This is a genomic window from Methylobacterium aquaticum, from assembly GCF_016804325.1.
In the GTDB taxonomy this organism is placed as follows: domain Bacteria; phylum Pseudomonadota; class Alphaproteobacteria; order Rhizobiales; family Beijerinckiaceae; genus Methylobacterium; species Methylobacterium aquaticum_C.
The window spans coordinates 6,495,432-6,516,680 of record NZ_CP043627.1 but is presented as its reverse complement, the minus strand read 5'-3'; the positions used below and the strand labels follow the sequence as shown (position 1 = coordinate 6,516,680).

The following is a 21,249-nucleotide window of genomic DNA, read 5'->3' as shown; positions in this document are numbered from 1 at the left end:
GACCGGCCTCACTTTCGCACGTCGTGTCGAGGAACCCCGATCAGGCCGGACGACGCCACGAAGCATCTGGTCTCCGTTGCGCGCTGATCGCCTTCCCGGGCAAGTCGTTTCCTCATGATCGGAGTATCCGAAGTGTCGGAACCGGATTACGGCATCGATGCACCCGGCGTGCGACGCGGCATGCTGATTGCCGGCATCGGTGGCGTTGCGCTTTGCTCGGTCGCCGTCACGGCGGCGGTTCGCGCCACGGGTGCCGTGGCGACCGTATCCGGATGGGCCGCGGCAGGCGCCGCGCTGCTGGCCATCTACGGTCTCGGCATGGCCGCTTACATGACATACGGCAGCAGGGTCGGGAAAAGGCATGACCGCGAGCGCCTGCTCGACCTCGCCGACGTCGTTTCCCCCTTGACGGGTTGCGAGGCCGTCCTCGACGTCGGCGGCGGCCGAGGCCTGATGCTGGTCGGCGCGGCCCGCAGGCTGACGACGGGCGTGGCCGTGGGTATCGACCTCTGGCGAGCCGAGGATCAGGACGCCAACATGCCCGAGGCTCCACTCGACAACGCGAGGCGCGAGGGCGTTGCGGACCGGGTGAGCGTCGCGACCGCCGATGCGCGCGTCCTGCCGTTCGCCGACAGAAGCTTCGACGCCGTAGTCTCGCACTGGGTCGTCCACAACCTGCCCGACGCGGCCGACCGCGCACGTGTCTTGGACGAGATGCTACGTGTGCTCCGGCCCGGGGGCGTCCTCGTCCTGGCCGACATCGCGCACCATGAGGCCTACCGCGCCCATCTGGTCGAGCGTGGGCTGGGTGACCTCCGCATCCTTGACGGCGGCTTGGAAGCCGCCATGGCCGGCGCCCTCAGCGGAGGCACCTTCCGCCCGAAGGCCATCGTCGGCCGTCGAGGCGGCTAGATCGCGCGCCGAACGAGGAAGCCCATGGCAACCAAGCGAAACACGGTCAACTTCATCGTCGAACAGGCGCGCGGTGCCGGCCACGTGTTCGCGCGTAAGATGTTCGGAGAGTATGGGCTCTACTGCGACGGCAAGCTCGCCGCGCTCGTCTGCGACGAGCAGCTGTTCCTGAAGCCGACGGCAGCCGGGCGCGCCCTGCTCGGCGACGGGGCGACGGAGGCATCCCCTTATCCCGGTGCGAAGCCTTGTTTCAGGATACCGAGCGAGGCATGGGACGACCCCGACCGGCTGTCGGACCTGATCAAGGCGACGGCGGAAGCGTTGCCGGTACCTCCTCCGAAGAAGCGTCGACGTTCCTGAGTTCGCACGCATCCAGACTACGAGGGGTCATCAGGCTTGCCTCGCCGTCCAGTATGCCGCCGGCCACGTCAGGGGTGGCCCGACCCGATCCGCAGTTGGTTGACGAGCGCGCGGGCCAAGCCGACGACCGCCCGTACCACCGACGCCGTGCGAGGTTCGTCGGCTCCGGCCACGAACGAGCGGTCGAGCTTGATCCGCTCGAAGGGGAAGCTGCGCAGGTAGCTCAGCGAGGAGTAGCTGGTCCCGAAGTCGTCGAGCGCCAGGTCGACTCCGAGGGACCGGACCTCCAAGCAATCTACCTGATCGGCAACAAGCGACGCGTCCGCTTGAAGCCGAGAAGCTAAGGCCCGCTTCCCATCCGTTACAGACGCAGGTGAGCACAGCGTCAGGGGCTTGCAGCCGTATTTTCGTCGTCGAGCCTCAGCGATCAGACCAAGGTTCCTCAGTCGTCGCTGAGCCAGACCAAGTTGATGTCGTCCGTCAGGAGGAAGTCGCCCTCGGCCAGGGCTGCGCTCATGGCTTCGGAGGCACTGGCGGCCTTGATGACCCGTTCTAGCGTGGCGTGGTCCGTCACGAGGCCGTTCGGCTCGCGCCAGCCGCGATGCAGACGGAACGTCTTCACCGATGATGCCCCTGGCTCCCCAACTCGCGCTCCTTGCGCCTCTCCTTCTTACCGAGCCTCTCGGTCAGCGGGACATCTTCCTCGTCCCCCGCCCGCTCGGTCAGCGCGAAGGCGTGCAGGTGATGGGTCTGCTCTGGATCAGCATCAGCGTCATGGGTCAGCGCGTAGAAGGCGGCGCGCACGATCTCCTTATTCGTGGCATCCGGATGCTCATTACGTACCGCCGCGATCAGGTCCTTCCGCTTTATTCCGGGCTTCGCCAGCTTGCGTAGCGTGGCCGCGAGGACCTGGATATCGGACATGGGACCCTCGGTTATGATGTCACATGAGGGTCATAGGCGCTCGATCCTAACTTGTCATGTGTATCAGCAATGAAGCGGACCCCCACCAGGAGTTCCACCTAAACCATTGATGATAAATCAGAAAAATGGCTTCTGGCGGGGTCCCTATCGGCGCCGATAGGGATCCCGGCACGAGAGAGATTTCTAATTTACCCTCAATAGCTTACTCATGATCCAGTACGGGGTCCCGCTTCGATGTCGATCCACACACGCACGGGCTGCTGCCAGATACGGCGCAAAGCTGCGACGTCGGCGTCGACCGGTGGGGGTACCGACCAGCGTCGCTTGAGGAGATCCGGGTGAGAATGGCGGCGACGCCCGACGTGCCAGAGGAGATCCGGCTCGGGCGCGCGATGGAGGCCGCGGGCGGGGACGACTGAGCCCCGCCTTGGCACCTGCGGTTCGGTATCGAACGCGCCGCAGAGCCTCCCGGCGGGCAGCGCTTTCATGACCACGTTGACCCGTGTGTGGCCGCCACGGAGATGGGCCCTGCAGAGCCCTGAGATATCCGTGCGCCGAGGGCACGGGGAACAGGTGATCGTATTGCCGGTACCGTGTTCAGGTTTATCCGTGCTCGTGGCACGGGGTGGGACAACTAGCCGGTGGAATCGCGCACGATGGGCTATCCGTGCTCATATTGGCACGGGGGTTCACGGTAGTGAACTCAGATGTAAAGGCTGGTTCATCCGTGCCATTTAGGCACGGTCTTTCGTATTACAGGCAGTGCCCTGCCGCAATCGCTGCCTCTGCCTCCTCTTCGCTTGCGCGTACCCATTCCTTACGGATCGGGTTGTAGTAGAAGCCACTGGGGGAATTTGGGCTGTACTTCCCCCGCATGCACCACCGCTCGTCAGTCACATGCCCCTCCACTTGGCGCACAATGAGAATGCAGCGGCCGCCGTCAAAAAGTTGGACGTCGGCGGCAAAGCCGTTGTCCAGCGTTCTGGCCCGAGCGACGTGTGTGACCGGTCCAGGCACCCCCAAGAAGCGCAGGCAGAGAAAGCGCCTCAGGCGGCTGATGACCTCGTCGGTCGGCACCGGGACAGGCCGCGGGGCCAGACCGGGTTTCCGGCGGGAGCGCTTAGCCACGGGCCGCCTCCCTCGCGCGCCGTTCGGCCCTGAGCTTCTCATCGAAAACGTCTTCGTCGCTGATGCCGGTGGCGAGCACGAAGAGGCTCCTCACGCGTGCCGCGGCCCTCTTGTCCTCAGAACTCGCGATGAGAGTCAGGTAATCCCAGTCGACCCGGTCCATCGTCTCGTCGAGGAGCCTGGCCTCCGCCATACACTCCAACTGGAGGCGGATATGCCGGTCTTCGACGGGATGTCCAACTTCGCAGTACGCCCGCGCGACGTTGATGCCGAAATTTCCGAGCTCCATGTAGCCCAAGTCGTCCTGGTCGTCCCCTTTGGCGGCGGCCATGAAACGCCTGACCGTCTCGCGGTCCGCCTCCGGCATGCGCTCGAAGATGTAGTCCCCAATTGGGGACCGTTCGTGTTCCGACATACAAAAAATTCCCACGCGGGGCGGCGTGCCCCATGCGCAGGAGAAAAGGCTTCAGGCATCGGAAAGTCCATGGGGCGCGAGGGCGCCCACCAAGACTCTTGTCGTCCATCATTAACGCCAGATCCGAGCGCCGGCGTCAACCGATGACAAACGAAGTGCGGTTTTTTGGTTAAGAATTAGTTAACCCGCCAGCGCCACGCGCTCGTCGTAGGCCGCCAGATGCTCCGTCGCGCCACCGTCGCCGGTGACGACGTGGAGGAAGGCGCTCATTGGCGGGTGCCACGTCTCGTGCTCGCGCCCCCGCAGGCTCTCCCGCAGGACCAGGTGCCTCTCGCCCGCCGGGTTGGGACGGCGGGTCCAATGGTCGACCTGCGTAGCGGTGGTGGTGACGACGCGGCGCTCGATCTCGACGATGCGCTCGCTGTGTCCCGCTTCCGCCGGTGCTCTGAGCGCGCTTCAAGGCCTAGAAGGAGCGCGCTCGGGCGGCCCAGTCCCCCTACCTGTTCCGCAGTATCGTGCCGCGAAGGCCGGGGGCGGGTAGACGGGCACATGAACCCGGCGGCCATCAACCACCGCCTGCTAGACATGGCGCTACGCGCGAGCCCGCACGACATCCGCAGGTGCCTGACGATCGTCTGCCAGAAGCGGTTCCGGATCGCGCGCAGCGACGTGAAGCTTGTCGTTGACCACGCCGAGGGCATCAGCAGCACGGACGTTCCGGAGAGGCACTACACGGACGACGACAGGTTGGATTTGAAGGCGCCCCTCATGGAGCGCTACGTCGCCTGGGTCGACGAGCAGGCCGCGGCGGCGACGCTCCCTCCCCTTGCGGAGCTTCGGAAGGAGATCGCGCGCCGGCGCTGGGAACGCGAGGCCGAGGGCAAGCTCAGGACTGCAGCCAAGAAGGAGGCGGAGGAGAAGGCCAAGGCGGAAGCCGCGGCGGCCGCCCTCGCCGCTGCCGGGGGCGAGGCGGTGGCGGCGTAGCCCTCATCCGTGCCGCCACCAGAACCACGCCACGGCGACCGCCAGGGCTGTCCCGACGGCGGCGAGCCTCCCCCACGGGTACCGCTCCCGGAGGGGGAGCGCCCTTAGCCGCTCGCGCTCCTCCCGGTCGTATTCGTCAGCCGCCCGCCACCCCATGCCGCCCTCCGTCGCCGCGCCGGCCGAGCAGGTCATAGCGGCCGGGAGGGCGCAAGGGAGGCTAGCCGCCTCCCCCGGCCGGCTTACCGGGTTGCCTTGCGCCGTTTCGACGGCCTGACCGTGGTGTCGCGCATCACCTCGATCAAGTCGGCACCTGGGATTCGATAATGAGGGGACGGACAGAGTTCCAGATGCCCGTTCGACCGACCCTGGTCGTAGAGCCGATAGGGAAGCGAGAGGACAGATACGCCTTGCTTACCGTTATCGGCCAACCAGGAAGCGAACTTGCCAAGGCCTCCCCCGTTGCTCCCGTCGAAGAACGTGTTGACCGCACGCATTCGCACGCGCTCACGCTCTACTTCGCGCAGTAGGTCGGCCAGCATTACAATGTTCTGTCGCAAGGTGCCCGTGCTAACGCCGTCGCGCCGTAGAGTAGCGACTACGCCCGTAAGGCGCTCCTCAATGTCTCGAAGGCGTTCTGCGACCGTAGGTCCAGAGCGGACAAGTTCGGCGCCGCGCAGGTAGCTATCGCCCACTAGCGCGAAGACGGACTGACGGCCGCGCCCGGTTTCCATTGCAGCGTAATTGACGACGCGTCGTTCGACGACGAGACGTCCGTCACCGTCGGCGATGCGGACGAGCTTGGGCCAAAGCTTCTCGCCGACGAACTCGCGCAATCGCCGACGCACCTCCCCGAATTCTGCGACGGACGGATCCGCTCGCATGGCGGCCATCATCCCGAGGATGTCGCGGTCACGGGCCATAACGAGCCGTTGCTGCTCGACGTAATCCCGGCGATCCCTCGCGGCATCGAAGTCGCGGGCCAGGAGATCAAATGTGACGCCGTAATGCTTTCCAGCGCAGTCCCGGCCGACTAGACGTCTAGTTCCGGACTTGTAGCGCATGACAACGCCGTTGAAGTGGTTTGGGTGCTTGCAGAATACGCATCGAACCATACCGCGCTCGCGGCCGGAAACGTTGTACGCCATTTCAACGAGGGCCTCCTCAATTGGAGGCTGATCTTCGGAAAGGTCTTCTAGGCTTTCCGGGTCGTCGGTCGTCAGTTGCGTGGAGAGGAGTTCGTCGTCGGTTTTGGTGCTCCAGTAAGTGCCGGCCGAGGATTTCGAGGGCGGGGGCAGATACTCCAAGTACGCACACTCCAGTTTCAGCGAAGGTGCAACATAGCGTGAACGGCGCGTATTCGCCAGGGCCTCCACGGGGGATTCGTCAGCAATGCACACCATGTCCTGGTGAGGGCGCGTCAGATTTGACGCGATGGCGCACTAGTTACCAGGCAAGAATTGCCTCCGCGCCTCCCCGTTGCATGCCCACTTCAGTAGGCCGTTGCCTACTCCTCCCCTGGGGCCGGCCATGCCCACGTGATCGGTTCGTGGTACACCCGCGCCAGGGCGACCCTCGCCGCGCTGACGCGCCCCCGGTTCCGGCGCCGGGCCCGGCGGGACAAGGGTTTGCCGATTGCCGGACGGGCCGCCTTCTCCGCCTCGACGTCGACCAGCACGTCGACCCATGCGTTCCGGACCGGGCGGAGGAACTGCGCGCACCATTCCCCCATCTCGTGCCTGTGGCGCTCCTGCGCCTACTTCCAGGCCATGAAGGTCGCGTCAGGCATGGAAGCTCCCCGTCGCCGGCAAGTCGGCATCCCGGCCGACCGCGTTCTTCCGCTTCTGGATGACGGCCCGGGCAGCGTGGGCGGCCCGCTTCTCCGCATCCGCGTTCTTGCGCGCCCGGATACGCCGGAGGGCGTCCATGCAGCCGTTGTCGTGCATCGCGGCGTCATGGGGCGAGCACGGCTCCGGGAGATGCCAGCCCCGCGGCCGGTCGGCTCCCCATCGCGACGGCGGCCCGTAGGTCGCCCCGACGCAGGCGGACACCGCTGCGTCGAAAGCGGCCGCGCGGATCTCCTCGAACCTGGCCTGGATGGCCGCCTGCTCCTCGGCGGGCAGCGACGCCAGCAGGTCCTCGAACCGGACGGCCATGGTCAAGCGACCTCCCAGTCGTCGGCGAGGATGTCGGCCGGGTTGAGGTCGCGCGGCTCCGAGGTGCTGAACCCTTCATCGTCGAACGGCCAGCGCACGGTCAGCTTGCCGTCCTCGATGCTCCAGGAGTGGAACCAGCCCGGCCTCTGGACACGCTTGCCGAGGCGCATGCCCCGGAGCGCCTGGTCGAACCGGAAGCCCGCGGACCAGTTGCTGGTGGGTGGACAGGTGTCGTAGTTCGAGCAGGGATGCCGGTCGCTCCAGGTGTCTTCTCCGCAGGTCTCGCAGGTGACGCGGTCCATGGCTCAGGCGCCCTTACTGGACCGAAGGTCCGAGATGCGAGCCGCCAGGATCACCTGCAGAAGGTCGAGGTCGTCCTTGCTACCGGACACGGTTACGGCGTTCTCGCCGTCCCAGGGGAACAGGAACGTGACGGTCGTCTCCGCCGGCTGCCGGACGAACCCGGCGTCGCGGAGCACCTTCAGGGCGACTTCGCTTTCCCATCGCTTCGGGTACTCGACGCTTTCCCTCATGACCTCGTCGATGACGGCGTGGTCGTCCATCGCCCGCAGCGCGGCGATGCGCGCCGCCTTGACCTCGGCCTTGGCCCGGCGGCGTTCGCGGACCGCCTCGTCGAGGCGCCCGGCATCCTCGTCCCCGAGCGCGGCGACCGCGCGCGCGAGCTCGTCCAGTTCCGTATCCTTCAGCACCCGGTCCCCCCGGGATTCTACGGGGATCCCACGATTCGGGGAGGGACGCGCCCGGGCGTGGCTACCAGCGCGGCCAGGGCAGCCCGCGACGCGCGTTCCGGGCGTCCTCCTCGGCCTGCTCGGCCTGGAGGTCGTCGAGCGTGGGGCAGCCGTGGTTGAACGTCGACAGGCGGAAATCGAGCCCCACCGCGTTCAGCATGTGGATGACGGTGTTGATGCTCATGTCGGGCGCATACCCGTTCTCGAAGGCTATGACGCGCGTGCGGGACGAGCCGATCATGACGGCCACCTGGCCCTGCGTCAGACCTGCGGCCTTGCGCGCTTCCTTAATGGTTTGCCCGAGTTCGACAAGGTCGATTTGGCTCATATACGCGACACCCCTTTCCGGCCCGCAGAGCGCGGGGGCAAAACCGGTGACGCGTTTATGCGACCTCGGAATGGCCCCAGGATGCCCCGACCGCTCGAAAGCGACCATTGCCGTTAACCACGGCGGTCGCCGGCCGTGCTATCCCGGCGGCATGGAGATCGTGCTCAAATTCGTGGACCCGGAAGACTGGCCCCGGCCGGCTGGTTGGACCGTCGTCGGGCTCGTCGGGCGCCTCGCGCTCGCCTACGACCCGGAGCGACGCCCGTTCCTCGTCGGCGACGGCGAGCCGGTGCCGCTCGACCCGGCCACAGTCAACGCGGCCCTCTACCCGGCCATCGAGGCTGCCGCATCCAGGCTATGGCCCAGCGGATGGGCGGCACCGCTCAGCGACGTGTTCAAGCTCGACCGGCGCGTCGTGACGCCGAGCCGCATCCTTAAGAAGGGCCTGCCCCCGCGCGTACTTCGCGCCCTCGCCAGCCTGGCCGACGACGACGAAGCCGCCAGCCGGGGCTATCTCCTCGTCGCGCTGGCCCGCTATGTCGACCGGTACTCCTGGCCGCGCCAGGGCCTGGAGGAGAGCCGCGAGGACGTTCGCCGCGACGTCGACGCCTGCATGGACGCGCTGCTCGATGCACGAAAGCGTGGACCGGTCTTCCCGTCCCGACGGACGGAGGCGGACGAGGACTGATTCCTTAACGTTTCAGAAAGGTTTGTCGGTCTAGTCCTTGGGTTGAACGGCTGGTTTTGACCGGCTGACGTTCGATAGGTCCCAGGAGGCCAGATCGATGAAGAAGCCCCCCAGGGCGGCTTTCGCGCCGACGCGCGACCTGTACGCCTGCACTGCATCCGTCATCAACGACAGCGTCGCCCAGGACGGCGCCGCATGGGTCCGCCATGCGCGCGTCACCGGGCCGGAGTTCGACTTCGCCGTCGACACGACGACGGACCGCGTCGTCGACGAGTTCCTCGCCGGCGTCGAGCGGACATTCGGCGATTGCCTGGCCGCCGGCGAGACGCCGAAGGCCAAGGCGCTCCTCGGCATGCGCCTCATCGAGCACATTCACCTCGGCGAGCAGGTCCTCGTCGACAAGGACGGCTTCGACCGCCCCTGCCTGCCGGAGATCCTCGGGCGCCTCGCCTTCTACGCGCTCGCCCTCGGCATGTGCGAGGCGCGCCAATACGCGCACGACTACGCCATCGAGCTCGCGCGGATGTCGCCACCGGGCGACGCACTGCACCAAGTCGCGCACGGGCTCGGGCTGATGACCGACGTCCATCCCTGCTTCGTGCCGGCGTCGTTCTCTAAGGTCGGCCTGTGCCTTGCCATGAGCCATGCGCTCGGGCTCGGACTGGTCCACCTTGCCGGGGACAAGCCGGCCCCGGAGGCGGCGCGCCCGACCGAGCGCGTCAGGATTTTCGGGGACGACGGCCTCCCGGTCGACGACGACGGCGACGCGCCCCCCGCCGCGGAGGGGACATCCCCGGTCGAGCTCACCGCCGCCCGCCAACTCGCCCGCACGCTCGACGCGGTCCCCGGACTGCGGGAGGCGCTCGCGGAACGCGACGTCGTCGTCGTCATCGACGTCCCGGAGGCGCTGCCGCTCCTTGCCTTGGACGGCATGACGGACGCCGCTCTGGGCCTGCCGACGGGGCTGCGGAGGCACGTCGCCAAGGAGGCGCCCAAGGGCACCGACCGTGACCGCCGGTGGCGCGAGTTCCTGGCGCTGCTGCGGCACCCGGGCGCGATCCTGTGCCTGTCGCCGGACGCGTCGTCCCACTTGCCGGCCGCGGCGCTGCTGGCGGCGGAGCACCGCCTGACCCTGGCCCCCGTCGACGCGTCCGACGTCGCCGCCGCGATCCGCGTGACGACCGGCGCCGCCTGTTCCCGCGAGGACCGGCGCGCGCTCGACGGGCTGCGCGTCACCGCGGAGCACCTGGCGGTGTGCATCCGGCCCGGTCGGGCGCCGGCGGACTGCGTCGCGCACCTCGTCCGCCTGGCGGCCCCGCCGGCGCCGACGGGCCGCGGGCGGGACATCACGCTGGACGAGCTCCACGGCTGCCGCGAGGCGGTGGCGTATGGCCGCGAGGTCATCCGCGACCTCCAGGCGTGGAGGGACGGCGCCCCGTGGTCGAGCGTGTCGGACGGCGCGCTCGTCAGCGGCCCCCCGGGCACGGGCAAGACCCTGTTCGCCCAGGCCCTGGCCGCCAGCGCGGGGATTCCCCTCGTCGCCGCGTCGCTCGGGCAGTGGCAGTCCGCCGACCAGGCGCATCTCGGGACGACGCTCCGGGCGATGCGGGCCACGTTCGCCGAGGCCAAGGCGCTGGCGGCCGGACGCCGCGGCTGCCTGCTCCTCACCGACGAGTGCGACGTCTTCGTCGACAGGCGCACCGTGCGGCACGAGCACGCCGATTACGTCCTCCAGGTCACGAACGCGTTCCTCGAATGCCTGGACGGTGTGGCCGGACGGGAGGGCGTCGTCGTCATCGGCACGACGAACGACGCCGACCGCGTCGACCCCGCCATCCGGCGCCCGGGACGGCTCGGCCGGCACATCGAGATCGGGCTGCCGGAAGCCGGGGAGCGCGTCGCGATGCTGCGCGTCCGCCTCGGCGACGACCTGCCCGGCGCCGACCTGCTCCCGGTGGCGTACCGGACCGAGCGCTACACCGGCGCCATGATCGAGGCCCTCGTCGAGGACGCCCGTCGCCGGGCGCGACATGCCGGGCGGCCGCTGGCCCTGGACGACCTGCTCGCGGTGGCGGGCGCCGCCGACGAGGCGACCCCGGCCGCCATCCTCGACCGCATCGCCGTCCACGAGGCCGGGCACGCGCTGATGGCGTACCTGGAGGAGCCCGGACGGGAGATGGTCCTGGCGTTGCAGACGCGTGGCGACGATCGCGGATGGATGGCGGCCAAGGACCCGCACCAGGGCGTCCTGACCCGTGCCGCCGCCGAGGACCGCGTGCGGATCATGCTGGGCGGCCGGGCGGCCGAGGAGATCCTCCTCGACAGCGCGAGTTCCGGGGCACGCCAGGACCTGCTGACGGCGACCCACCTCGTCGTCAGCCTGGTGGGCGAGTGGGGGATGGGTGGCCGCGGCCTCGTCGCCGTCGAGCAGGACCCCGCCATGGCCCTGGCGGCGGACCCACTCCTGCGCCGGGACGTGCAGGATCTCCTCGACCGGCTCTACGGCGAGACCCTGGCCACGGTCAGCCGGCATGCCGGTGCCGTCCGCCGGATCGCCGACGCCCTCGTCGAGCGCCGCCGGCTCGACGGCGACGAGGTGGCCCGCTTGGTCGCCGAGCCCGCCGCGGCACTGGTCCGCTGAGGAGGCCGCCATGTCGACGACCCCCTGCCTGGACCGTGTCCAGGACCGCCTCCGCACGGCTGCGCGCGAGCGCCGCGCTTCCCTCCTCGTGATCTCCGCCGTCGGCATCGAGATCCAGCGCATGCAGGCCGACGTCCGCGCCGGCCGCGCCACCGAGGCATCACTCATCCGCGACGCCGGCCTCCTGCTCGGCGCTGCCCTTTCCACTCCCTACCGCCCCCTCATGGAGAACCGCGATGTCCGCAACAGCCCCCGCCCGTCCTTCCTCTGAGATTTCGCCGCTCCTCACCGAGAAGCACATCATCTGGGGCGCCGCCATGAAGGCCCAGTGGAGGATCTTCAGAGGCCAGGACGCCGGCACGCACTCGCGCTGGCGCGCCACCAAGGCCGTCGCCCGCGTATGGGAGATCTCCAACGCGGTCGACGCAGGCACGCTCGATCCGGCGCAGGCGGCGCTCGAACTGCTCCGCGTCGAGCTCAGGCTGGCGCAGGCGGCCGACAGGAAGCGCCGCAATGGCTGATCCGGTCCCCACGCGAATAGCGCGCCTCCCCCGGCCTTTCCTGGCCGGGGCTCCCGTCCCCCCGCTTCCGGAACGCCCGCCATGACCGAGGTATCCCCCGCCCTCGACGCGGTGCAGATCGGCTAACGCCCGGACGAGCCCAACTTCCGGCGCTGGAAACGGGCGAGGTCGTCACCCGCGCCGCTGTCGTCTGGTTCGAGCCCGATGGTTCGGCCTGGGCCCTCACCCACACATCGTCCCCCGGGGAGGTCAGCTCCTTCCCTCCGCAAAGTACTACCTATGGAGAGTCACGATGTCGTCTCGATCTAACAAGATTGGTCTTCCGCACCGTCAGGAGGTCACCATCCTCCGGGAGATGGCGTGCGGCGCCGCCGAGCGCGTCAGCGAAATGCGGAAGAGTGGCATGTGCTGCCAGGCTGTCTGCGACGCTTCTTCAATGCGCATCTCGCTGATCATCGACCTCAACAGCGTAGGGCAGATGAGCCTGCAAGATGCAGCCTGGGCAGTCATGCGGGCGGAATACGACGCGCTCGTGTCCGATGCACTCGCGGAGTTCAATCCCATGAGCGTCCAGCAGAGCAGCCAGCAGGACGCCGACGACGATATCCCCTTCTAAGCGCATGGCCGCCGTGCCCTTCGAGGCCGCTCGAACAAGGCGGCCCCGTCCCGGGCCAACCCAACTCCTATACTGAAGGATACCACTCATGACCGAGTTCGAGACGCGCGCCCTTCCTGGCACTAGCCCTAACATTACAGTTGCAGGTTTGAGTACCTATCTGACGGCGAGCGATGGGAGGTTTTCATGCCGACTGCCTCGCTTGAAGCGATGCTGGAGATCTGGTCGACGAGCCTGCGTGAGGCCAAGGATCAGATCCGACCGCTGTTTGCCGCGCCGAGCGTCGCCCGCTCGGCCGGTGCCTTCCTGGACGGCCTGCTCGGGGCAGAACGGCGCAAGACGGGTTGGATGCGAGCCGAGGCTGCCGGCGATCCCGGACCCTGGCGTCAGCAGGCGGTGCTCGGGCGTAGCCAGTGGGACGCGGATGCCCTGCGCGATGTCGTGCGCGAGCACGTGGTCGAGACCCTGGCCGAGCCGGACGCTGTGTTGGTCCTCGACGAGACCGGTTTTCTCAAGCAGGGCAAGGCGTCCTGTGGCGTCCATCGTCAGTATACGGGTTCGGCGGGTAAGATCACCAACTGCCAGATCGGCGTGTTCGCAGCCTACGTGTCGACCAAAGGGCATGCTTTCCTCGACCGCGCCCTCTACTTGCCGAAGGCGTGGACCGACGACCCGGGCCGCCGGTCGGCTACGCACGTGCCGGAGACGCTGGCCTTCGCGACCAAGCCGCAACTGGCGCTGACGATGATCGAGCGGGCCATCGCGGCGGACGTGCCGTTTGCCTGGGTGGCGGCCGACAGCGTGTACGGGGTCGGCGAGATTGAGATGGCGCTGCGGCGCAAGGCCAAGGGCTACGTCCTCGGGGTTGCCGCGAGCCACCGCTTCAACTCCTGGATCGACAAGCCCGAGGTGGCCGGCACGGCCGAGGCGATTGCCGACGCGCTCGATCCTGGCGCGTGGCAGCGCCTGTCGGCTGGGCGGGGCACCAAGGGCGAGCGCTTCTACGACTGGGCTTACTGCGAACTCGCCGACCTGGAGGTGGGCAAGAAGACCGACGCCCGTTCAGAGGTGTGGACACGTGGACTGCTGGTCCGCCGCAGCATCAGCGATGGTCAGCGCGCCTACTTCACCACCTGGTGCCCGGCTGGCACGTCGCTCCAGACCCTGGTTCAGGTCGAGGGGCGGCGCTGGGCGATCGAGGAAGCGTTCGAGACCGGCAAGACCGAACTGGGTCTGGACCACAACGAGACCCGCTCCTGGCATGGCTGGCACCGGCACGTCAGCTTGGTGATGCTGGCCTTCGCGGTGCTGGCGCGGGTACGACAGCGGGCCAACGGCCCGCCCCCAAAAACCGAGCGAAGGGCCAAGCTCGCCCTTGCCCTGGTCGCTACAGGAGATCCGGCGCGTCGCGATCCGGCTCGCGCAACGGCGCATTGAACCGGCTCTCGTCATCGCTTGGTCAGCGTGGCGGCGCGCTCACCAAGCCGCTGCCCGCCAAGCTCACCTTAAGAGGCAAATGCAACTGTAATGCTAACACGTGGGTCGATACAACCGAACTGACCCCTCGTCAGCGCATCGCCGCGCTGGAGAAGGTGAGACTCCTTCTCTGCGACCTGTGCGTCGAGGAGATGCACCCCAGAGACGTATCGGCTGTCCTGGCGGTCGTAAACCGGCATATTATTGCCCAGGAATGCGTGAAGCGTGAGGAAAAGGAGGCCACGGAAGCCGCGTCGGTTGCTAAGGCAACCAATAACGAGCTTTCGCCGCCCCCGATGCGGAAGCGCAAGTCCCGCTCTCGCTACGTCAGTCCGGAAAAGTATGTAGATCTCCTGGACAAAATTCCTGTAGCAGCCGACCGCCTGCATGCCGCCTGGCAGGCGGGTGTCGTCCCCGACTTCGTCGGGCGTCGCGGCAGGGAGAACATCCTGCGGCACCGGGATGCGTTGGCTAGGGGCGTCATGAAAAAGGACGAGGTCGCCCGCCTGGAGGCGTGGGTCGTGGCTATCGACAATGCGTACGCCCGCATCCCTAAGCAGCCGTCGTCGTTGTGACGGCAAGGTTAGACTGCCATACCCGGCGGCGGTGCTGACCCGTCGGCATGGGCGACCGGGCCGTCGCCCACGTCGAGGTCGTGGTCCTGTGCAACGTCATCCTCGTCGTCCGGCCGGTCGCCCTAGCCCGCGTCAAGGTCCGCCGGCTCCACGAGGTCTGTGCCCTCGCGCGGGAGTTTCCCACCGACGCGCCCAGACCGCCCGGCGCTCGCCGGCTTCACTTCGATCCCAGATGGCGACGGGCGCCTCCTCGCCGACGGAGTGCCCGTCATCAGTGTGCACATCTCCTGGTTCGAGCCGGACCGCTCGGCCTAGGTGGCATCCCCGACCCCGTTCCTAGAGCACCTGTCGTGATCAGCGCTATTCTCGACCACCCGGTCACCCGCCTCATCGTCGTCCCCCTGTTGACTGCGAGCTACGTCGCTACCAGCCACGCCGATGAGCCCACGTTCCCCCAGCGCGGGGACATCTGGCACTACGGCGTGCAGGCCCCCGGGGGCCGCGGCGTCACGCGCTACGCCACCGTCGAGGCCACGCCGGCGGGCTCGTCGTGGACCGTCACCGTGACGTGCGGCACGCACGAGACCCGCACCGGCCGCATCCTGTCGCGGCACGTCGGCAAGGGCACGAGCGAGCGCGGCCGCGGCCCTGGCCTCGGCGGCACGTACGTCGTTGAGGGCGTCAGGGAGAACTTCATCCTGACCCTGCGGGGCGCCGAGCTCGACCTGCCGTCCCAGTTCACCGACGCGCGGTGCGCCTCAGGCGTCGGCCAGCTATCCACGGGCGACTGAGGCCCCCGCGCCATGGCGCCTTGCCCGGGAACCGCGATCATGCCGGGGACGGAGGACCTGGCGATGGATCGGACGTGCGCGACGACGCTGGCGCTGTGCGCCTGGGGATGGCGGTGGCCGGATGGGCCGCGGCGGGCTCCCCGCGTGTCACCGTGAGCATCTCCGAGCATCACGGTAGCATCCCGCGTGTGCGGGGAGCACGGCACAATGGGGAAATCGACCCTTCGGTCAGCTTTTTCGTGACCCGGGCCGCGGCGCGCTGACGAAGCCACCCCCAACCATTTCACCAACAGGGGTGGGGTGAAGGCGTTGTTGAAATGGCGTCCGCCGTTGGGGGTTCGTCATGCGGCGTCGCGCACGGCCTTGTCGGCGACCCACCCGGCCTTGAGGGCGGCGACCTCGCGCAGCACGTCCTCGAAGCCCGGGACGGCGTAGCGGTCGTCGATGACGATGCCGGCGTGCATGGCGTCGAGGAGGATGATGCACCCGGCCGCGACGTGGGCGAGGTGCGGGACGCCGCTATCCCAGGCCCGGTCGACGCCGATGGCGAACTCGTCGATGTGCCGCTTCATGGCGGACAGGTACGTGTTCACCGGGATCGGCGCGTCCCTCAGTTGAACGGCCCGTACTTGATCGCGCCGTTCTCCAGCGCGGCGTTCAGCCAGAGCAGCGCCACCGGCGAGATGAGGTGCGGCTCTGGCTTGAGCCGGCCGGCGCCCGTCTTCGGGTTCTCAGCCGGCACCGGCGCCCACGTCTCCGTCGAGGCGGCCGGCAGGCGGTAATCGGGTTCGACGATGGCCATCAGGACCTCCCGAGGCGCTCGAACGCCCGGCGCCAGGCGTAGCCGCGGGCGACCGAGACGACGGTGAAGATCGCAGTCAGGGCGAGGGCCTGGCCGGGGTGGACGGCGAACCCGAACAGCGGGTAGACGACGAGGCCGATCAGCCAGGACAGCAGCATCCCGGAGCCGGTGTTGGCGAGCGTCTCGGCCAGCGACATGCGGCGGGACTGGCTCATCGCACCAGCGCCCACACCAGCCAGGCGACGAGCGTACCGACAAGGACGACGGCCGCCCTGAAGCCCGCGGTCAGCAGGCCGCCGAAGTCGTAGGCGCCGCCCTGGGGCCGCGGCATCGGCATCAGGAACGCCCAGCCCAGAAGCGCGAGCGTCGCGAGGATGGGGAAGGCCCAGAGGCCGAGATGGATGGTCACGCCGCCCTCCGAGCGTTGAGATCGCGGTCGGCCTCCATGTCGCTAAGGCACTCGGCGCCGACGCGCTCCGCCAAGGCGAGGTTCGCCCGCTTGTGGCGGGACCCGCTGCCCTTGAGAGGCGGGGGCAAGCTAACGCATTGGGCGGGCGCCGATTCCATTCGCGGATTGAAGGACCGCGCCCCGGATTCGTGAAGGGCCTTCCAGTCGCAACCGGCGGTCGCGGCAAGGAATGCTTCGCGAAAAGGCGCAGCCTGGGATGGACCGAGGGTTTCGTCCTTTCCCGGGGCCATCCCCTCGGCCTTGGGTCAAGGGTAGCTCCGGGATCGGGCCCTCATCCCCGGGGGCGTGACAACCTGAACCGGGGGTTTCCCGAGAGGGATGGGACGGCTCATGCGGATGGGCTGGTATAGAAGTCGGGGGAAAGGCACGGTCGGTCGGGTGACCCGCGGGTCGGGTTCCCATCCCGGGGGGCGGCGCATGGCCTACCGGGACCCGGGCGTGACAACTCGAACCGGGGTTCTCCCGTGGGGAACGGGAGCGGTCATGCGGATGGAGGGGTATAGAAGTCGGGGAAAGGTAGGGTCGGTCGGGTGACCCGCGGGTCGGGGCCTCATCCCCGGGTGCGGTCTAGGCCCGCTGCGGGGGCTTCCGGCAACCGGGCGTGACAACCCCGAGGTCCGGAAATCGTGCGTTTCCGTAGACGAAATGCGCGATTGAGCGTTGCGGTATGCGGATGCGCCCGTATAGTAGTCGTGGGGAATAGGTCCCCGGAGCTACGTCCTCTCCGTGTCAGCGTCGGTCGAGATCTTCGATACGCTCCGCCGCCAGGCCTACGCCTTCGTGGGCCGCGTCCACCGTAAGACCGGCGCCCCTGTCACGGAGGAGGCCATGACGACGTTCCTCGGCGAGGCCGTGAAGCGGCACGTGGCCGGCGGCGGCGTCGGGGAACTCACCGACGCCATCATCGAGGGCACTTGCCAGTCCATCACGCGGTTCTGCGTCGCCATGCCGGTGCGTGTCCAGAGCGCCGCGCGGAAGCGCTTGTTCGACGCCATGAGCCCGAAGGGCAAGGCGTGGGCGAAGGCGGACCTGCAGCGGCAGGCTCAGGCAACGAAGGGCCGGAAGGACCATCGGAACCTCAATGTCGACCGCGTTCGGCTCCGGTCGTATGTCGAGCGCGAGGCCGCAGCCTTCGTCGCCGTTCCCGGGCAGGCGTGCACCGACGAGGAGCGGATCGCCGTCGTCGACGCCGTGACCGAGTACTCGGGGAGGATGAAGCCGGGCCGCCCCGCCATCGTCCGCCCGAACCGGACCCGGTCCGGGATGCAGGAGGCGGACTTCCAGGTCGGGTCGGTGCTGGACTACGAGCAGTCGGTGGCGGAAGATGAGGGGCGCGAGCCCCGCCGCCTCAGCATCGACGTCATCCTGGCCCGGCTGGAGACGGAGCACGTCGTCCTGACGGACGGTCGGACGACGAAGGGGATGCCCGGCGTGACGCGGGCCGTCGTCCGCGGCGCCGTCGAGCGCCTCCAGGGCCAGCCCCGGCGCGCCGCCGCCATCGACCGCCTTCCCCCGACGGCCCGCAACCTCGTCGGCGCCCTCGAAGCCGAGCTCCCGCAGAACCGCATCTCGGTCGTCGAGACGGTCGCCCTCGCCGGGAAACTCTGGGCCCCGGCCCGGACGGCGGCGGGCCATCGCCAGCATGTCCGCCGGCTGCGTGTCGCCGCGGAAGCCATCGCGGCCGCCGACATCGCGCTGCACGTCGCCATCGTCGGTAGCCACGTCGTCGTCGGGCGCGGCCGGAAGCTCCCCAAGGGGGAGAAGCTCCAGTCCATCGTCGACGGCGCCGTCACCCCCAAGCGCGGGCGCCGTCGCGTCACGGTTCTGTCCCGCGGCCTCGTCGCGGCCCGGCAGGGGCTGTGGGGCACCGAGGAAGGCGAGATCGCCAAGGCGGTGTGCCGCGTCGCCGCGTCCCAAGCCGGGCATGACGACGTGTGGGTGACGCTCGCCGCCGCCGGGCAGGACGGGGCGGCGGAAGCGTTCTCGGCGGTCTGGGACGGGGCCGGCGAGCCGGTGCAGGGCGACAGCCTTGTCCTGGCCGGCGCGGTCGAGCAGGCGGCGCAGAGCTACGTCTACGGGCGCCTCTCGCCCCAGGCCTTGGCCGGCGTGGCTCTCGTCCGGACCGTCGTCGAACGCGCTCGGGACGCCGGGCTCGACCAGGCATGGGCCGCTTACGTGGCGAAGGGCACCATCGCCGACCGCCTCCGCCGGGACGCGACCGGCGCCAAGGACCGGGTCCGGCGCATCGGCGCCGCCTTATCGAAGGCGCCGTGCCCGGAGGCATGGGAGGCGGCGGTGTTGCTTGACGCCTATGCCGTCCGCCCCGGCCGCCGCCACTCGCACCCGGTCGTCGTCATGCCCCGCGCCCCCAAGCCTGCCGCAGCCCCGGCGCCCGCGCCCGTCCCGGCGCCAGAGTTCTTCCCGACGCTGGTCAAGGACGCGGTCCTCAGCCTGGACATGATCGACGAGATCAAGGCCCACTGGAGCGTCAACGAAGTGCGGCCCGCGCTGAAGGCGCTTCGGTCGGTCTACATGGGCCTCGACGTCGAGGACACGCGCGAGGAAGACCTCGACGAGTTCGCCAGCCCCGCGACCGTTGACGACGTGGCCGAGGGATTACGGCGCGTCCTGCGGTGGTGGAAGGCGCCGGCGCTCGCGATGGTCGCCCGCCTCGACGAGGAACTCCAGGGCGTCCTGCGCCTGTCGGTGGTCAACGCCGGCGTCGCCCTGCGCGACCACGGCGCCGTCGCGCTTCGCCACGCCGCCGGCGTCGTCGGGTCCATCGCCGCCTACGCTGGGTCGGTCGATGGCGTGCGCAGCCTGCCCCGCCGCCTCCGCCAGGCCGACGAGCGGTTCCAGTGGGAGCTCGGACAGATGGCGGCCCGAGCCGCCTGACGCCCTGGTGGCTTTCTGGCCGGCCCGGCATCCTGGCCTCATGACCGAGCCCCGTCCCTCGACTGACCGCGAGACCACCGCCGCCGCCCGCCGGCGTATCGCCGCCGCCGACCGCGCCCGGGAATGGCGCGAGCGCCAGCGCGAGGCCGAGGTCGCCCGCATCGCCGAGCTCGATGCGTTGCGGGCCGAGAACGCAGCGCTGCGAGCCGAGCGCAAGGCCGTCGAGAACGAAACCGCCACCGTGCGCTCCGAGCTCTACGCCGCCAGGGCCGAGAGCGACCGGCTCCGTGCCCACTTCGACCGGCTCGCCTCGGCCGACACGGTCGACGAGGACGTCATCAGGGCCCTCGTCAGGATGGGCGCGATCCGCCGGTCCCCGGGCGGCGGTCCCCTCGCCATCGGCCGGCCCACGGTCTCCGTCAGCGACGTCCTGAACGTGGCGGGTTTGATCCGGTGCGGCGGCAAGGGGGCGGGACAGGCGGCCTACGACGTGGCCCGCGCCCATGTCCTTGAGCGCCTCAGCGAGTTCGTCCCGCCCCTCTACGATGCGTAGGGACACCGCCTGCGTCGCGCGGAGGCGGGGGAGGGTGTCACCGAGATTAAGGGCCACTTCCGTCCTGTTGGAGCAGGCATAGGCGTTTGGACAGCTTTCCACCGCGGTCTCATTGGGTCGGCTCGCGCAACTCCGACGATGCGGGCCAGCTCCTCGCCAGGCGGGCGAACACGCCAGCATCGGCCCAGGCCGAGCGGGACCCGACCACGTAGAGGTTCTCCTGGGCTCGGGTCGCGGTGACGTTGAGGATGTTGGGCGCGCCTCCCGCCCAGCCGCGGGCACCCCGCTGGGCCGGCATCGGGGCCCCGAGGACGAGGATTACGCTGTCGGCCTCGCGGCCCTGGACGGTATGGACGGTGCCGATCCGCTCGCGCGTCCAGCGGTACGGGTCCTGGGTCCGCTTCGCTCCAGCTGCTACCGCCGGCGCAGGCCGGAGGACGATGCGGCCTGAGGCGAGCTACCGGCGGAACGCCGGTGCCGGTGCCTCGAAGTCGTACCGGCAGGTGGGGACGGGCGAAGGCGCAGATGGGTCCGTCGCGCCCCGCGAGGTCCCGGTCGGCGTCCCGAGCCTCCATGGTACGCCGGTGGCGGTCGTGTTGCGCCTGTTGGTGCCGGGAGTTCCGCCTGCAGCCATGCGTCCCGGAGGGGCCCATCCATCACACGACGGGTCGCTAATTTACCACGACCTGCTGAGGTTCCGGTAGCCGAGATCCTGGCCAAACGCGGGCCCCTGACGCCGACCGAGATCCTGCCGGAGCTCATGGCCGTGACGCTCCGCGGCGCCGCCCTGCACAAGGAGCCCCTGACGCCGGGCACGCTCAGGATATCCGGGTTTCGTTTGGACGCTACTTCGGACCCTACGATGAGGGCCGCTACGCCCGCCGGGCGGGCTGAGGGCAGAAGGCCCGGACGGCCCCGGCGCGCTCGGCTCAGGCCGAGAGACGCCGCGTGTTGTCGGCGACCAGTTCACGGTAGCGCGCGACGACCGCGCCGTGGCTGCCGCCCGTCATCAGCGTGTTGGCGGCCTCCATCGCGGCCACGACCTTCTCGCCGACCATCGAGACCATCTCGGCCTGGGCCTCGGCCCCGCCCCAGGCGATCCGTACCAGCCGCAACTCGATGACCTTCTGCGCCTCGAAGGCGAGCAGGAGAGCGGGGAGGAAAGGGTTCAACATGGAGGCTCCGTACGACGGTGTCGTCGACAACCCCCATGCCCCCGCGAGGTATCCCGCGGCAGGTCGTCATGGTGCGCCCAGGCTCCGGCCCGGC

28 protein-coding genes are annotated in these 21,249 nt (G+C 69.1%); 13 read left to right on the top strand and 15 right to left on the bottom strand.

Features of this window, described 5'->3' with window-relative positions; all coding sequences use genetic code 11:
- The first annotated feature begins 114 nt into the window (after positions 1 to 114).
- Positions 115 to 912, top strand: a complete 798-nt coding sequence (locus F1D61_RS30070; RefSeq protein ID WP_099053399.1) for a class I SAM-dependent methyltransferase — start codon at positions 115 to 117, stop codon at positions 910 to 912.
- Positions 913 to 936: 24 nt separating this feature from the next.
- Entirely contained in the window at positions 937 to 1,272 is a 336-nt protein-coding gene (locus F1D61_RS30065; RefSeq protein ID WP_060847179.1) for a TfoX/Sxy family protein, read from the top strand.
- Between the two features lie 68 nt (positions 1,273 to 1,340).
- Here F1D61_RS30065 and F1D61_RS34575 read toward each other — a convergent pair whose 3' ends face one another.
- The 4 genes from F1D61_RS34575 to F1D61_RS30050 form a co-directional block, all read right to left on the bottom strand.
- The gene (locus tag F1D61_RS34575) at positions 1,341 to 1,562 is read right to left on the bottom strand and encodes an EAL domain-containing protein (RefSeq protein ID WP_060847178.1); all 222 of its coding nucleotides are present in this window, start codon (positions 1,560 to 1,562) and stop codon (positions 1,341 to 1,343) included.
- Positions 1,563 to 1,714: 152 nt separating this feature from the next.
- Positions 1,715 to 1,894, bottom strand: a complete 180-nt coding sequence (locus F1D61_RS34570) for a hypothetical protein (protein WP_060847177.1) — start codon at positions 1,892 to 1,894, stop codon at positions 1,715 to 1,717.
- Positions 1,891 to 2,196: a hypothetical protein gene (locus F1D61_RS30055; protein ID WP_060847176.1), complete on the bottom strand. Its 306-nt coding sequence runs from the start codon at positions 2,194 to 2,196 to the stop codon at positions 1,891 to 1,893. The genes F1D61_RS34570 and F1D61_RS30055 overlap by 4 nt, the downstream gene beginning before the upstream one ends.
- A gap of 1,120 nt (positions 2,197 to 3,316) precedes the next feature.
- Positions 3,317 to 3,739: a hypothetical protein gene (locus F1D61_RS30050; protein ID WP_060847175.1), complete on the bottom strand. Its 423-nt coding sequence runs from the start codon at positions 3,737 to 3,739 to the stop codon at positions 3,317 to 3,319.
- A gap of 549 nt (positions 3,740 to 4,288) precedes the next feature.
- On the opposite strand from F1D61_RS30050, the gene F1D61_RS30045 reads away from it, so the two are divergent.
- On the top strand, positions 4,289 to 4,723 hold the full coding sequence (locus F1D61_RS30045) for a hypothetical protein (protein WP_060847174.1): 435 nt from the start codon (positions 4,289 to 4,291) through the stop codon (positions 4,721 to 4,723).
- Between the two features lie 239 nt (positions 4,724 to 4,962).
- Here the strand turns inward: F1D61_RS30045 and F1D61_RS30040 are convergent, their stop codons facing one another.
- From F1D61_RS30040 to F1D61_RS30020, 5 genes are all read right to left on the bottom strand, one after another.
- The gene (locus tag F1D61_RS30040; RefSeq protein WP_203155632.1) at positions 4,963 to 6,096 is read right to left on the bottom strand and encodes a hypothetical protein; all 1,134 of its coding nucleotides are present in this window, start codon (positions 6,094 to 6,096) and stop codon (positions 4,963 to 4,965) included.
- A 405-nt stretch (positions 6,097 to 6,501) separates the two neighbouring features.
- Entirely contained in the window at positions 6,502 to 6,882 is a 381-nt protein-coding gene (locus F1D61_RS30035; RefSeq protein ID WP_203155631.1) for a hypothetical protein, read from the bottom strand.
- Positions 6,879 to 7,178: a hypothetical protein gene (locus F1D61_RS30030; RefSeq protein ID WP_060847169.1), complete on the bottom strand. Its 300-nt coding sequence runs from the start codon at positions 7,176 to 7,178 to the stop codon at positions 6,879 to 6,881. The genes F1D61_RS30035 and F1D61_RS30030 overlap by 4 nt, the downstream gene beginning before the upstream one ends.
- Positions 7,179 to 7,181: 3 nt before the next feature.
- Positions 7,182 to 7,586, bottom strand: coding sequence for a hypothetical protein (locus F1D61_RS30025; RefSeq protein WP_060847168.1), 405 nt, complete (start codon positions 7,584 to 7,586; stop codon positions 7,182 to 7,184).
- A gap of 61 nt (positions 7,587 to 7,647) precedes the next feature.
- Entirely contained in the window at positions 7,648 to 7,953 is a 306-nt protein-coding gene (locus F1D61_RS30020) for a helix-turn-helix domain-containing protein (RefSeq protein ID WP_060847167.1), read from the bottom strand.
- 160 nt (positions 7,954 to 8,113) lie between these two features.
- On the opposite strand from F1D61_RS30020, the gene F1D61_RS30015 reads away from it, so the two are divergent.
- The 8 genes from F1D61_RS30015 (at position 8,114) to F1D61_RS29980 (ending at position 15,261) form a co-directional block, all read left to right on the top strand.
- Positions 8,114 to 8,641, top strand: coding sequence for a hypothetical protein (locus tag F1D61_RS30015; protein ID WP_145984643.1), 528 nt, complete (start codon positions 8,114 to 8,116; stop codon positions 8,639 to 8,641).
- Positions 8,642 to 8,738: 97 nt separating this feature from the next.
- Positions 8,739 to 11,282: an AAA family ATPase gene (locus F1D61_RS30010; protein ID WP_060847165.1), complete on the top strand. Its 2,544-nt coding sequence runs from the start codon at positions 8,739 to 8,741 to the stop codon at positions 11,280 to 11,282.
- 10 nt (positions 11,283 to 11,292) lie between these two features.
- Positions 11,293 to 11,553: a hypothetical protein gene (locus F1D61_RS30005; RefSeq protein ID WP_060847164.1), complete on the top strand. Its 261-nt coding sequence runs from the start codon at positions 11,293 to 11,295 to the stop codon at positions 11,551 to 11,553.
- Positions 11,519 to 11,803, top strand: coding sequence for a hypothetical protein (locus F1D61_RS30000; RefSeq protein WP_145984642.1), 285 nt, complete (start codon positions 11,519 to 11,521; stop codon positions 11,801 to 11,803). The genes F1D61_RS30005 and F1D61_RS30000 overlap by 35 nt, the downstream gene beginning before the upstream one ends.
- 292 nt (positions 11,804 to 12,095) lie before the next feature.
- Complete coding sequence (locus tag F1D61_RS29995; protein ID WP_060847162.1) at positions 12,096 to 12,419, top strand: hypothetical protein; 324 nt, start codon at positions 12,096 to 12,098, stop codon at positions 12,417 to 12,419.
- A gap of 186 nt (positions 12,420 to 12,605) precedes the next feature.
- Complete coding sequence (locus tag F1D61_RS29990; RefSeq protein ID WP_203155630.1) at positions 12,606 to 13,856, top strand: IS701 family transposase; 1,251 nt, start codon at positions 12,606 to 12,608, stop codon at positions 13,854 to 13,856.
- Entirely contained in the window at positions 13,853 to 14,470 is a 618-nt protein-coding gene (locus F1D61_RS29985; protein WP_203155629.1) for a hypothetical protein, read from the top strand. Before F1D61_RS29990 ends, F1D61_RS29985 begins: the two co-directional genes overlap by 4 nt.
- A gap of 350 nt (positions 14,471 to 14,820) precedes the next feature.
- Positions 14,821 to 15,261 carry a hypothetical protein gene (locus F1D61_RS29980; protein ID WP_060847160.1) on the top strand — a complete coding sequence of 147 codons (441 nt, stop codon included), beginning with the start codon at positions 14,821 to 14,823 and terminating at the stop codon, positions 15,259 to 15,261.
- Positions 15,262 to 15,602: 341 nt separating this feature from the next.
- Here F1D61_RS29980 and F1D61_RS29975 read toward each other — a convergent pair whose 3' ends face one another.
- Genes F1D61_RS29975 through F1D61_RS29960 form a run of 4 tightly spaced genes read right to left on the bottom strand, consistent with a single transcriptional unit; the run spans position 15,603 to position 16,472 of the window.
- Entirely contained in the window at positions 15,603 to 15,854 is a 252-nt protein-coding gene (locus tag F1D61_RS29975) for a dATP/dGTP diphosphohydrolase domain-containing protein (RefSeq protein WP_060847159.1), read from the bottom strand.
- Positions 15,855 to 15,871: 17 nt separating this feature from the next.
- Positions 15,872 to 16,063 carry a hypothetical protein gene (locus F1D61_RS29970; RefSeq protein WP_060847158.1) on the bottom strand — a complete coding sequence of 64 codons (192 nt, stop codon included), beginning with the start codon at positions 16,061 to 16,063 and terminating at the stop codon, positions 15,872 to 15,874.
- The gene (locus tag F1D61_RS29965) at positions 16,063 to 16,278 is read right to left on the bottom strand and encodes a DUF7220 family protein (protein ID WP_060847157.1); all 216 of its coding nucleotides are present in this window, start codon (positions 16,276 to 16,278) and stop codon (positions 16,063 to 16,065) included. The genes F1D61_RS29970 and F1D61_RS29965 overlap by 1 nt, the downstream gene beginning before the upstream one ends.
- A complete protein-coding gene (locus F1D61_RS29960; RefSeq protein WP_060847156.1) occupies positions 16,275 to 16,472 on the bottom strand; it encodes a hypothetical protein in 198 nt (65 codons plus the stop codon). Before F1D61_RS29960 ends, F1D61_RS29965 begins: the two co-directional genes overlap by 4 nt.
- Before the next feature lie 786 nt (positions 16,473 to 17,258).
- On the opposite strand from F1D61_RS29960, the gene F1D61_RS29955 reads away from it, so the two are divergent.
- Positions 17,259 to 19,427 carry a hypothetical protein gene (locus F1D61_RS29955; protein ID WP_060847155.1) on the top strand — a complete coding sequence of 723 codons (2,169 nt, stop codon included), beginning with the start codon at positions 17,259 to 17,261 and terminating at the stop codon, positions 19,425 to 19,427.
- A gap of 40 nt (positions 19,428 to 19,467) precedes the next feature.
- Complete coding sequence (locus F1D61_RS29950; RefSeq protein ID WP_145984640.1) at positions 19,468 to 19,980, top strand: hypothetical protein; 513 nt, start codon at positions 19,468 to 19,470, stop codon at positions 19,978 to 19,980.
- Positions 19,981 to 20,089: 109 nt separating this feature from the next.
- Here F1D61_RS29950 and F1D61_RS29945 read toward each other — a convergent pair whose 3' ends face one another.
- Both F1D61_RS29945 and F1D61_RS29940 read right to left on the bottom strand, forming a co-directional pair.
- Positions 20,090 to 20,278, bottom strand: a complete 189-nt coding sequence (locus F1D61_RS29945) for a hypothetical protein (protein ID WP_060847153.1) — start codon at positions 20,276 to 20,278, stop codon at positions 20,090 to 20,092.
- Positions 20,279 to 20,909: 631 nt separating this feature from the next.
- Positions 20,910 to 21,155, bottom strand: a complete 246-nt coding sequence (locus tag F1D61_RS29940; RefSeq protein ID WP_060847152.1) for a hypothetical protein — start codon at positions 21,153 to 21,155, stop codon at positions 20,910 to 20,912.
- Between the last annotated feature and the right edge of the window lie 94 nt (positions 21,156 to 21,249).